Genomic DNA, 11,874 nt, shown 5'->3' on the forward strand with positions numbered 1-11,874 from the left:
GGCCGGGCTCAGACCTTGCGTGCGTAGGACCGCACGGCCAGGGGCGCGAAGACCGCGACGACCGCCGCGCAGCCCAGCAGGGCCCAGCCGACCTCGGCGGTGACCCGGCCCTCGTTGATGAGGTCCCGGCACGCGGTGACCACGTGCGACACCGGGTTGACCTTGACGAACGCCTCGAGCCAGCCGGGCAGCGTCTCCGCCGGGACGAAGGCGTTGGAGAGGAAGGTCAGCGGGAACATGATCATCATGGAGATGCCCTGCACCGCCTGTGCCGAACGGGCGACGGTGCCGAGCCAGGTGAAGATCCAGGCCAGCGACCAGGCGGCCACGATGGTCAGCAGCCAGCCACCGAGGGTGCCCAGCACGCCGCCGCCGGGGCGGTAGCCCATCGCGATCCCGACCAGGATGGTCAGCGTCGCCGCGATCGTGTAGCGGATCACGTCGGCCAGAGCCGGACCGGCCAGCGGCGCGATCCGCGCGATCGGCAGCGACCGGAAGCGGTCGAAGGTGCCTTTGTCCATGTCCTCGCGCAGCTGGGTGCCCATCGCCATGCAGGTGGTGAGCGCCGTCTGGGCCAGGATGCCCGGGATGATCAGGGGGAGATAGTCCTGCACGCTTCCGGAGATCGCGCCGCCGAAGATGTAGGCGAACATGGCGGTGAACAGCAGCGGCTGGATGGTGACGTCGAAGAACTGCTCCGGGTTGCGGCGCATCTTCTTCGTCGCCCGCCAGGCCATCGCCAGGGTCTGGTCGACCGTGTCGCGCAGGGTGGGGCGGGCGGGCAGCTCCGCCGGCGACAGGGGTACGGCGCTCGCGGCGTGCGTGTCGATGAGCGCGGTCATCACGCCACCTCCTCGGTCTCGTCGTGGTGGTCCGGCTCGCTGTGGTGCCCGGTCAGCGCCAGGAACACCTCGTCGAGCGTGGGCTGGCGCACCGTGGCGGTGGTGATCGCCAGGTCGGCCTGGCGCAGCGCGATGAGCACGTCGCCGGCCTGGTCGGCGTTGCCGAGCGGCACGTTCAGCCCACCGGCCTCCGGGGTGAGGACGGGCGGCTCGCCGAGAGCGCGCTCGACGACCGCGGCCGCCGCCGGGGTCTGGGTGCGGTCGGCGAGGCGCAGGTGCAGGGTGGACGAGCCGACCCCGGACTTGAGCTGCTCCGGCGTACCCTCGGCGACCTTGCGGCCGGCGTCGATGACCGCGATCCGGTCGGCGAGCTGGTCGGCCTCGTCGAGGTACTGCGTCGTGAGCAGGATCGTCGATCCCTGCGCGACCAGCTCGCGGATGGTGTCCCACATCTGACCGCGGGTCCGCGGGTCGAGGCCGGTGGTCGGCTCGTCGAGGAAGATGAGAGGCGGGCGGGCGATGAGCGACGCAGCCAGGTCGAGCCGGCGACGCATGCCGCCGGAGAAGTTCTTGATCTGCCGAGTGGCGGCCTCGGTGAGGCCGAACCGCTCCAGCAGGTCGGCGGCGATCCGTCGGGCGGCAGGCGGCCGGTGGCCGAGCAGCCGCGCGAAGAGCACGAGGTTCTCGGTGGCGGTGAGGTTTTCGTCGACCGACGCGTACTGGCCGGTGACGCCCAGCAGCTGCCGGACGCGGTGCGGCTCCGAGGCGACGTCGACCCCGAAGATCGACGCCCGGCCGCCGTCGATGGGCAGCAGCGTGGCGAGCATGGAGAGCGTGGTGGTCTTGCCGGCGCCGTTGGGGCCGAGCACGCCGAAGACCTCGCCGCGAGCGACCTGGAGGTCGACGCCGTCGACGGCGCGCACGTCCGTCGACCCCTTCACGGCGAAGGTCTTGACCAGGCCCGTCGCGTCGACGGCGAGATCGTCGCCCGGCGCGGGGGAGGAGAGGATGTGGTTCATGGGCCTAGGGTGGGAGGCCCGGGTTTCAGTTCGGCTTCACCGGGTCCGGACCCGGTTTCAGGGGCCGGCGATAGCGGTTTCATGCAGGGTCCTGTATGTTTATGCACATGAGCAGGGTCAAGGCCGCCGTCGCAGGCGCCAGCGGGTACGCCGGAGGCGAGGTGCTGCGCCTGCTGCTGGGTCATCCCGGCGTCGAGATCGGTGCCGTCACCGCGGGCAGCAACGCGGGGGAGCGGCTCGGGGCGCTGCAGCCTCACCTCGTCCCGCTCGCCGAGCGGGTGCTCGAGCCCACCACGGTCGAGGTCCTCGCCGGCCACGACGTCGTCTTCCTCGGCCTGCCCCACGGGCAGTCCGGCGCCCTCGCCGAAGCGCTCGCGGCCCACGACCCGGACGTGGTCGTCATCGACTGCGGTGCCGACTTCCGGCTGGAGGACGGCGCGGCGTGGGAGCGGTTCTACGGAAGCGCCCACGCCGGCACCTGGCCCTACGGCCTCCCGGAGCTGCCCGGTCACCGCGACGCGTTGCGCGGGACGAAGCGGGTCGCTGTCCCCGGCTGCTATCCCACGATCTCCTCCCTCACGCTGGCCCCCGCGGTCGCCGCCGGCATCGTCCTCCCCGACGTGGTGGTCGTCGCCGCGTCCGGCACGAGCGGTGCCGGCAAGGCGGCGAAGCCGCACCTGCTCGGCAGCGAGGTGATGGGCAACGTGAGCGCCTACGGTGTCGGCGGGGTCCACCGGCACACGCCGGAGATCACGCAGAACCTCGGCCGGCTCGTGGCCGGCGGCCCGGCAGGCGTCAAGGTCAGCTTCACGCCGCTGCTGGTCCCGATGCCGCGCGGCATCCTCGCCACGTGCTCGGCCCCCCTGGCCGGTCCGCTCAGCGCCGAGGAGGCGCACGCCGTCTACGCCAAGGCCTACGCCGACGAGCCGTTCGTCCACGTCCTGCCCGCGGGCCAGTGGCCGCAGACCCAGGCGGTCCTCGGCTCCAACGCCGTGCACCTGCAGGTGACCGTCGACGAGGCGGCCGGCCGGCTGGTCGCCGTCGGGGCGGTCGACAACCTCGCCAAGGGCACCGCCGGCGCCGCCGTGCAGTGCATGAACCTCGCCCTCGGGCTCGACGAGACCACGGGCCTCACCACGGTGGGACTGGCGCCATGACCGAGCCGACGTACTCCCTGTCCCGCTACCCGGAGACCCTGGCCGTCGTCCGGCTGCCAGCCGGTGCCGAGATCCCCGAGTGGGCCGAGTCCTCCTCGATCTTCTCGATCACCGCCACGGCGACCGAGACCTCGCTGATCTGCGCCGGCCGGAGCGTCCCGAAGAAGGCCCGCCACCACAAGCCGCTGACCGCGTTCTGCGTCGACGGCGTCCTCGACCTCGGCGCGGTCGGCGTCCTGGTCGGCCTGCTGGCGCCGCTCGCCGAGGCCGAGATCCCGGTCTTCACGCTGTCCACCTTCGACACGGACTGGATCCTGGTCCCGACCGGCCTGGCCGACCGGGCCGAGGAGGCGTGGCGACGATCGGGGCAGACCGTCGCCCCCGCCGTCCCCGCCTGACCCCCTCCACCGAAGGAACACCACCGCACATGAGCGTCACCCACCCTGCCGGCTTCGTGGCCGCCGGCACCGCCGTCGGCCTGAAGCCGAGCGGCGCGAAGGACCTCGCCCTCGTCGTCAACCAGGGCCCCACGTTCGACTCCGCGTCCGTCTTCACCAGCAACCGCTGCAAGGCCAACCCGGTGCTGTGGAGCGAGCAGGTCGTCAAGGACGGCGTCGTGCGCGCCGTCGTCCTCAACTCCGGCGGCGCCAACTGCTACACCGGTCCCGAGGGCTTCCAGACCACCCACCAGGTCGCCGAGCGGGTCGCCGAGCTCGTCGGCATCGCCGCCGGCGACGTCGTCGTCTGCTCGACCGGACTGATCGGCCTGGTGAACGACCGCCAGGTCCTGCTCGACGGCGTCGGCACCCTGCACGCGCAGCTCTCCGCCGACGGCGGCGGCGACGCGGCCGAGGCCATCATGACGACCGACACGGTCAGCAAGCAGGTCGTCGTCGCCGGCCCCGACGGGGCGGCCTGGTCCATCGGCGGCATGGCGAAGGGCGCCGGCATGCTCGCGCCGGCGCTCGCGACGATGCTCGTGGTCATCACGACCGACGCCGTCGTACCCGCCGCCGACCTCGACACCGCGCTGCGTGCCGCCACCCGGGTCAGCTTCGACCGGCTCGACTCCGACGGCTGCCAGTCCACCAACGACACCGTCACCGTCATGGCGAGCGGCGCCTCCGGCCTGACCCCGAGCCTCGCCGACTTCACCGCCGCGCTCACCGAGGTCTGCAGCTCGCTCGCGATCCAGCTGCTCGCCGACGCCGAGGGCGCCGACCACGAGATCGCGATCACGACGGTCAACGCGGCCAGCGAGGACGACGCGGTCGAGGTCGGACGCAGCGTCGCCCGGAGCAACCTCTTCAAGGCGGCGGTCTTCGGGAAGGACCCCAACTGGGGCCGCGTCCTCGCCTCCGTCGGCACCACCGCCGCCGTGTTCGACCCGGCCGACCTCGACGTCGCGATGAACGACGTCTGGGTCTGCCGCAACAGCACGCCCGCCGAGGACCCGGCACTGGTCGACCTGTCCGGTCGGAAGGTCACCGTCACGATCGACCTGAAGTCCGGCGACGCGCAGGCGACCGTCTGGACCAACGACCTCACCCACGCCTACGTCCACGAGAACAGCGCCTACAGCTCATGAGCCAGATCCCGACCGAGACCCACGAGCCGGGCAAGCCGGACCGCTTCAAGGCCGAGACCCTCGCCGGCGCGCTGCCGTGGCTGAAGGCCTACCACGGCAAGATCGTCGTCATCAAGTACGGCGGCAACGCGATGACCGACGACACCCTCAAGCGCGCGTTCGCCGAGGACATCGCGTTCCTCCGCTTCGCCGGCTTCCGGCCGGTCGTCGTCCACGGCGGCGGGCCGCAGATCTCCCAGATGCTCGACCGGCTCGGCATCGAGTCCGAGTTCCGCGGCGGCCTGCGGGTCACCACGCCCGAGGCGATGGACGTCGTGCGGATGGTCCTGGTCGGCCAGGTCCAGCGTGAGCTGGTCGGCCTGATCAACGAGCACGGCCCGCTCGCGGTCGGCCTGTCCGGCGAGGACGCCGGTCTCTTCACCGCCGAGCAGACCGGCACCGTCGTCGACGGCGAGGAGGTCGACCTCGGCCTGGTCGGCGAGGTCGCGCAGGTGCGTCCCGAGGCCGTGCTCGACCTCATCGAGGCCGGCCGGATCCCCGTCGTCTCCAGCGTCGCGCCCGACATCGACGGCGTCGTCCACAACGTCAACGCCGACTCCGCGGCCGCGTCGCTGGCTGCCGCGCTCGGGGCCGAGAAGCTGCTCGTGCTCACCGACGTCGAGGGTCTCTACCTCGACTGGCCCGACCCCGAGGAGGTCATCGGCGAGATCAGCCCGGAGGCGCTCGAGGAGATCCTGCCCTCGCTGGCCAGCGGGATGATCCCGAAGATGAGTGCCTGCCTGCAGGCGGTCCGCGACGGCGTCAAGCGCGCGACCGTCGTCGACGGCCGCCAGGCGCACGCCGTCCTGCTCGAGCTGTTCACCGACGAGGGCGTCGGCACCCAGGTGCTGCCCGGCGTCACCACCAAGACCCGCAAGGCCAGGGAGGCACTGAAGTGACCACCGCCCCGACGACCACCAGCGCGTGGACCGAGCGGTACGCCGGCGCGCTGATGAACACCTTCGGCGCGCCCAAGACCGTCCTGGCCCGGGGCGAGGGCGCCCATGTGTGGGACGCCGACGGCCGTGAGTACGTCGACCTGCTCGGCGGGATCGCCGTCAACGCGCTCGGTCATGCGCACCCGCGTCTGGTCGCCGCGGTGACCGAGCAGCTGCAGACCCTCGGTCACGTCTCCAACTTCTTCGCCAGCGCGCCGCAGATCACGCTCGCCGAGCGCCTGGTCGGCCTGCTGGGGACCGACGCGCGGGTGTTCTTCACCAACTCCGGCACCGAGGCCAACGAGGCGGCGTTCAAGCTCACCCGCCGCACCGGCCGGACCCGGATCGTCGTCACGGAGGGCTCCTTCCACGGCCGGACGATGGGCGCCCTCGCGCTCACGTCGAAGGAGGCCTACCGGGCGCCGTTCGAGCCGTTGCCGGGCGAGGTCGTGTTCGTGCCCTACGGCGACGTCGCGGCGCTCGAGGCCGTCGTCGACAACGACACCGCGGCGGTCCTGGTCGAGCCGGTCCAGGGCGAGGCCGGGGTCATCGTCCCCCCGCGCGGCTACCTGCCCGCAGCCCAGCGGATCGCGCACGACAACGGCGCCCTGCTCTGGCTCGACGAGATCCAGACCGGTGTGGGGCGCACGGGCACCTGGTTCGCCCACCAGAACCCGGCGCTCGTCGACGCGCCGGTCGCCCCCGACATCGTCACCCTCGCCAAGGGCCTGGCCGGTGGCATCCCGATCGGCGCCTGCCTGGCCACCCACGGATCCGGCAAGCTGTTCGACCCGGGCAACCACGGCACCACCTTCGGCGGCAACCCGGTGGCCGCTGCGGCGGCGCTCGCCGTCCTCGACGTCCTCGACGAGGACGACCTGCTGGCCCGGGCGATCACGCTCGGTGCCCGGCTCCAGGAGGGGGTCGGCGCCGATCCCCGGGTGCGGGAGACCCGGGGATCGGGGCTGCTCGTCGGACTCACCCTCGCCGAGCCCAGGGCCGCCGAGGTCGTGGCCGCGGCCCAGGACGCCGGCTTCATCGTCAACGCGGCCACGCCGGAGCGGATCCGGATGGCGCCCCCGTTCGTCCTCGCCGACGCCGACGCCGAGGCCTTCCTCGGCACGTGGCCCGCGATCCTCGACCAGGCAGGAGTCCGCGCATGACCTCGCGCTCGTTCCTCCGCGACGACGACCTGACGCCGGCCGAGCAGGCCGAGGTCCTCGACCTCGCGGCCACGCTCAAGGCCGAGCCCTACGGGCACCGGCCGCTGGCCGGCCCGCGCACGGTCGCGATGATCTTCGACAAGCCGACCCTGCGCACCCAGGCCTCCTTCGCCGCCGGCATCGCCGAGCTCGGCGGCCACCCGATGCTCGTCGACGGCACGCTGGCCGGCATCGGCAAGCGGGAGTCGGTCGCCGACGTGGCCCGGGTGCTCGGCCGCCAGGCCGCCCAGATCGTCTGGCGGACCTACGCCCAGGCCAGCCTCGACGAGATGGCGGCCTACGCCGGCGTCCCGGTCGTCAACGCGCTGACCGACGACTTCCACCCCTGCCAGCTCCTCGCCGACCTGCTCACGATCCGCGAGCACAAGGGCGCGCTGCCGGGGCTGACGGCCGCCTTCCTCGGCGACGGCGCCTGCAACATGGGCAACTCCTGGCTGCTCGCCGGCGCGACCGCCGGGATGCACGTGCGGATCAGCGGCCCCGAGGGCTACGTGCCCGCCGCCGCGATGTTCGACCGGGCCAACGAGATCGGCGCCGCCACGGGCGGCTCCGCCGTCGCCGTCGCCGACCCCGCCGCGGCCGTGGCGGACGCCGACGTCGTCATCACCGACACCTGGGTGTCGATGGGCAAGGAGGACGAGGCGTCCGAGCGCCGCGCCGTGTTCGGGCCCTGGTCGGTCACGCCCGAGCTCGTCGCGGCGGCGCGGCCCGACGCGATCGTGCTGCACTGCCTGCCGGCCTACCGCGGGATGGAGATCGCCGCCGAGGTGCTCGACGGCCCGCAGAGCGTCGTGTGGGACGAGGCCGAGAACCGTCGCCACGCCCAGAAGGCCATCCTGACCTGGCTCGAGGGCACGCGGTCCTGATGCACGAGCACGCCCTGACCCCGATGACGAAGAGCGCCCGCCAGGCGCTCGTCGCCGAGCTGCTGGAGACCCGCGAGGTGCGCTCCCAGCCCGAGCTCGCCGAGCTGCTCGGCGGTCGGGGCGTGCACGTCACCCAGGCCACCCTCAGCCGCGACCTGGTCGAGCTCGACGCGGTCCGGGTGCGCTCGGCGAGCGGTGCGCTCGTCTATGCCGTCCCCGCCGAGGGGGGAGACCGCTCGCCCGTCACAGGCGAGAGCGCCGCCTCCCAGCATCGGCTGTCCCGGCTGGCGTCCGAGCTGCTCGTCAGCGCCGAGGCCAGCGCCAACCTCGTCGTCCTGCGGACGCCCCCGGGCGCCGCGCAGTTCCTGGCCAGCGCCATCGACAAGGTCGAGCTCTCCGATGTGCTCGGAACCATCGCCGGCGACGACACTGTGCTCGTGATCGGGCGCGACCCCGCCGGGGGAGACGCCCTGGCCCACAAGTTCACCGCACTCGCCGAAGGCGACACCCGAAAGGAACCATGAGTTGAGCAAGGTCCTGACCTCCCTTCCCCGGGGGGAGCGCGTCGGCATCGCCTTCTCCGGCGGCCTCGACACCTCCGTCGCCGTGGCGTGGATGCGCGACAAGGGCGCGATCCCGTGCACCTACACGGCCGACATCGGTCAGCCCGACGAGCCCGACATCGCCGGCGTCCCCGCGCGTGCGAAGCAGTACGGCGCCGAGATCGCGCGCGCCGTCGACATCAAGCCGCAGCTGGTCGAGGAGGGCCTGGCCGCCCTGGCGTGCGGCGCCTTCCACATCCGGTCCGGCGCGAAGGCCTACTTCAACACCACCCCGCTCGGCCGCGCCGTCACCGGCACCATGCTGGTGCGCGCGATGCAGGCCGACGACGTCAACATCTGGGGCGACGGCTCGACCTACAAGGGCAACGACATCGAGCGGTTCTACCGCTACGGGCTGATGGCGAACCCCGAGCTGCGGATCTACAAGCCCTGGCTGGACGCCGACTTCGTCAGCGAGCTCGGTGGCCGCAACGAGATGAGCGAGTGGCTGGTCGCCCACGGCCTGCCCTACCGCGACTCGACCGAGAAGGCCTACTCCACCGATGCCAACATCTGGGGCGCGACCCACGAGGCCAAGACCCTCGAGCACCTCGACGTGTCGCTGGAGACGGTGGAGCCGATCATGGGGGTGAAGTTCTGGGACCCCTCCGTCGCGATCGAGACCGAGGACGTCGCGATCAGCTTCGAGGCCGGCCGTCCGGTCGCCATCAACGGTCGCCGGTACGACGACCCGGTCGCCCTCGTCGTGGAGGCCAACACGATCGGCGGGCGCCACGGACTCGGCATGTCCGACCAGATCGAGAACCGCATCATCGAGGCGAAGTCCCGCGGCATCTACGAGGCGCCCGGCATGGCGCTGCTGTTCGCGGCGTACGAGCGGCTGCTCAACGCCATCCACAACGAGGACACGCTGGCCAACTACCACCTCGAGGGCCGCCGGCTCGGCCGCCTGCTCTACGAGGGCCGTTGGCTCGACCCGCAGGCGCTGATGCTGCGCGAGTCGATCCAGCGCTGGATCGCCTCGCTGGTGAGCGGCACGGTCACCCTGCGGCTGCGCCGTGGCGACGACTACACGATCCTCAGCACGGACGGCGACAACTTCTCCTACCACCCCGAGAAGCTCTCCATGGAGCGCGTCGAGAACGCCGCCTTCGGCCCGACCGACCGCATCGGTCAGCTCACCATGCGCAACCTCGACATCGCCGACTCGCGCGCCAAGCTCGAGGCGTACGCCGGCCAGCCGCTCGACCAGGGCACCGTCCTCGTCGAGCACGGCACCCTCTTCGGCGAGCTGCCGGCGGGCGGCTACGACCGGATCACGGCCAACCCCGACGGCGGCGACGAGGGCGAGGCGATCCTCGAGGAGGCCGCGATGGAGCTCGGGACCGACTGACATGCACGACGAGCCGACCCGGCGCACGGTCGCCCGGGTGCTCCCGGTCAGCGGCGAGGGCAGGGTCCTCCTGCTGCTCGGCTGCGACCCGGCGCAGCCGGAGGTGCGCTACTGGTTCACCGTGGGAGGAGCGGCCGACGCGGGGGAGTCCCTCGCCGAGGCCGCCGCCCGGGAGCTGCGCGAGGAGACCGGCGTCGTCGTGGCTCCCGAGGCGCTCGGCGAGCCGTACGGCACCTTCGAGGTGTCGTTCTCGTGGGACGGACGCGACTACGTCAACGACTCGACCCTCTTCGCGGTGGCGCTCGAGGAGTCGGATGCAGGAGCGATCAGCTTCGCGGGCCTGGACCAGCTGGAGTCGCAGTCGATCTTCGACGCGGCCTGGTGGACCCCCGAGGAGCTCGACCGTGACGGCCGCGCGGTGGACCCGCGGCTGATCGACCAGATGCGGGCGGCGATCGCGCACGTCCGAGGAGGAGTGTCATGAGCACCAACACCGGCAAGCTGTGGGGCGGCCGTTTCGAGGGCGGCCCGTCGCCGGAGCTCGAGGCGCTGTCCCGCTCGACCCACTTCGACTGGCGCCTGGGCCTGTACGACATCGCCGGCTCCCACGCGCACGCGAAGGCCCTCGCCGCCGCCGGCCTGCTCACCGCCGCCGAGGAGGCCGAGCTCCACCGGGGGCTCGACACGCTCGCCGCACGGTTCACGGACGGCTCGCTGCGCCCCGACCCGTCCGACGAGGACGTCCACGGGGCGCTGGAGCGACTCCTCATCGCGGAGGTCGGCACCGAGGTCGGGGGCAAGCTGCGGGCCGGGCGCTCGCGCAACGACCAGATCGCGACGCTGTTCCGGTGCTACCTCCTCGACCACGGGGACACCGTCGCCGGGCTCGTGCTCGACCTGATCGACGCGCTCGCCGCCCAGGCCGAGCAGCACCTCGGCTCGGTCGACGGAGGACCGGCGATCATGCCGGGGCGCACCCACCTGCAGCACGCGCAGCCCGTCTTGCTGTCCCACCACCTGCTCGCCCACGCCTGGGCGCTGCTCCGCGACGTCGAGCGCCTGGGCGACTGGCGCCGGCGGGTGGCCGGCGACTCGCCGTACGGGTCCGGGGCACTGGCCGGCCAGAGCCTGGGGCTCGACCCGGAGCTGGTCGCCCGCGAGCTCGGGTTCACCGGCTCGACCGCCAACTCCATCGACGGGACGGCGTCGCGCGACTTCGTCGCCGAGTTCGCCTTCGTCGCCGCACAGATCGGCATCGACGTCAGCCGGATCGCCGAGGAGGTCATCCTGTGGGCGACCAAGGAGTTCGGCTTCGTGACGTTGCACGACTCCTGGTCGACGGGGTCGAGCATCATGCCGCAGAAGAAGAACCCCGACATCTCCGAGCTCGCGCGGGGCAAGGCCGGGCGCCTGGTGGGCAACCTGACCGGGCTGCTCACCACGCTCAAGGCGCTCCCGCTCGCCTACAACCGCGACCTGCAGGAGGACAAGGAGCCGGTGTTCGACTCCGTCGACACCCTCGAGGTCCTCCTTCCCGCGTTCACCGGCCAGGTCGCGACCCTGGTGTTCGACACCGACCGGATGGGGGAGCTCGCGCCCCAGGGCTTCTCGCTCGCCACCGACATCGCGGAGTGGCTGGTCAAGCAGGGGGTCCCGTTCCGGATCGCCCACGAGCTCGCCGGCGCCTGCGTGCGCGCGTGCGAGGACCGCGGCATCGAGCTCGACGAGCTCACGGACGAGCAGTTCGCGGCCATCTCACCGCGGCTGACCCCCGAGGTGCGCACTGTGCTCAGTGTCGCCGGATCGGTCGCGTCCCGCGACGGACGGGGCGGCACCGCACCGGCGCGCGTCGCCGAACAGCTCGCTGACCTGCGCAAACGCGTTCAGGAGGCCCGCGCCGGGCGCTGAGGGGCACCCCGATTTGCAACGAGGGGGACAGGTGCTGTTAATGTTCTTCTCGTTGCGGGGAACGCAGCGAAAACCTCCGGGGCAAGGCCCCAAAGCCGAGGTTTCACTGTGTCCGATAGCCGTCCTCGACGGTGTCCGCAGCAGGGTTCAGACTCCGGTCTGAGGCTCCGGGAGACCGGAGTTGACGAGCGGGGAGCGAACCAGTAACGTTTCACAGGTTGCCCCGCGACCGACGGCCCGATCCGGGTCGGAGGCGCGAGCGCGTGTGATGTTTGAGAACTCAACAGTGTGTCATGCATAGATTGTTGTGACGTTTGTGTGCATCTGATCCTTTTGTG

At 72.1% G+C, this 11,874-nt stretch carries 12 protein-coding genes; 10 read left to right on the plus strand and 2 right to left on the minus strand.

Annotated elements, in window-relative coordinates; translation table 11 throughout:
• Positions 1-8: 8 nt before the first annotated feature.
• Positions 9-842: an ABC transporter permease gene (locus ACPZVR_RS17675; RefSeq protein WP_436700969.1), complete on the minus strand. Its 834-nt coding sequence runs from the start codon at positions 840-842 to the stop codon at positions 9-11.
• Complete coding sequence (locus tag ACPZVR_RS17680) at positions 842-1,861, minus strand: ATP-binding cassette domain-containing protein (RefSeq protein WP_436700970.1); 1,020 nt, start codon at positions 1,859-1,861, stop codon at positions 842-844. Before ACPZVR_RS17680 ends, ACPZVR_RS17675 begins: the two co-directional genes overlap by 1 nt.
• A gap of 101 nt (positions 1,862-1,962) precedes the next feature.
• Here ACPZVR_RS17680 and argC point away from each other — a divergent pair, with 101 nt between their 5' ends.
• From argC to argH, 10 genes are read left to right on the plus strand one after another with little or no spacing between them, the layout of a single operon-like run.
• Positions 1,963-3,018 (plus strand): N-acetyl-gamma-glutamyl-phosphate reductase, encoded by a 1,056-nt coding sequence (argC, locus tag ACPZVR_RS17685; protein ID WP_436700983.1) that lies wholly within the window; start codon positions 1,963-1,965, stop codon positions 3,016-3,018.
• Entirely contained in the window at positions 3,015-3,416 is a 402-nt protein-coding gene (locus ACPZVR_RS17690) for an ACT domain-containing protein (RefSeq protein WP_436700971.1), read from the plus strand. The genes argC and ACPZVR_RS17690 overlap by 4 nt, the downstream gene beginning before the upstream one ends.
• Before the next feature lie 29 nt (positions 3,417-3,445).
• On the plus strand, positions 3,446-4,606 hold the full coding sequence (gene argJ, locus ACPZVR_RS17695) for a bifunctional glutamate N-acetyltransferase/amino-acid acetyltransferase ArgJ (protein WP_436700972.1): 1,161 nt from the start codon (positions 3,446-3,448) through the stop codon (positions 4,604-4,606).
• Positions 4,603-5,544 carry an acetylglutamate kinase gene (gene argB, locus ACPZVR_RS17700; RefSeq protein WP_436700973.1) on the plus strand — a complete coding sequence of 314 codons (942 nt, stop codon included), beginning with the start codon at positions 4,603-4,605 and terminating at the stop codon, positions 5,542-5,544. Before argJ ends, argB begins: the two co-directional genes overlap by 4 nt.
• Positions 5,541-6,746: an acetylornithine transaminase gene (locus ACPZVR_RS17705; RefSeq protein WP_436700974.1), complete on the plus strand. Its 1,206-nt coding sequence runs from the start codon at positions 5,541-5,543 to the stop codon at positions 6,744-6,746. Before argB ends, ACPZVR_RS17705 begins: the two co-directional genes overlap by 4 nt.
• Positions 6,743-7,672 (plus strand): ornithine carbamoyltransferase, encoded by a 930-nt coding sequence (gene argF / locus ACPZVR_RS17710; RefSeq protein ID WP_436700975.1) that lies wholly within the window; start codon positions 6,743-6,745, stop codon positions 7,670-7,672. Before ACPZVR_RS17705 ends, argF begins: the two co-directional genes overlap by 4 nt.
• Complete coding sequence (locus ACPZVR_RS17715) at positions 7,672-8,196, plus strand: arginine repressor (protein ID WP_436700976.1); 525 nt, start codon at positions 7,672-7,674, stop codon at positions 8,194-8,196. The genes argF and ACPZVR_RS17715 overlap by 1 nt, the downstream gene beginning before the upstream one ends.
• Position 8,197: 1 nt before the next feature.
• Positions 8,198-9,628, plus strand: a complete 1,431-nt coding sequence (gene argG / locus ACPZVR_RS17720) for an argininosuccinate synthase (protein WP_436700977.1) — start codon at positions 8,198-8,200, stop codon at positions 9,626-9,628.
• Between the two features lies 1 nt (position 9,629).
• Positions 9,630-10,112, plus strand: coding sequence for an NUDIX hydrolase (locus ACPZVR_RS17725; RefSeq protein ID WP_436700978.1), 483 nt, complete (start codon positions 9,630-9,632; stop codon positions 10,110-10,112).
• The gene (argH, locus tag ACPZVR_RS17730; RefSeq protein ID WP_436700979.1) at positions 10,109-11,536 is read left to right on the plus strand and encodes an argininosuccinate lyase; all 1,428 of its coding nucleotides are present in this window, start codon (positions 10,109-10,111) and stop codon (positions 11,534-11,536) included. The genes ACPZVR_RS17725 and argH overlap by 4 nt, the downstream gene beginning before the upstream one ends.
• Positions 11,537-11,874: the final 338 nt, after the last annotated feature.

It is taken from the genome of Nocardioides segetis, from assembly GCF_051390595.1.
GTDB lineage: Bacteria > Actinomycetota > Actinomycetes > Propionibacteriales > Nocardioidaceae > Nocardioides.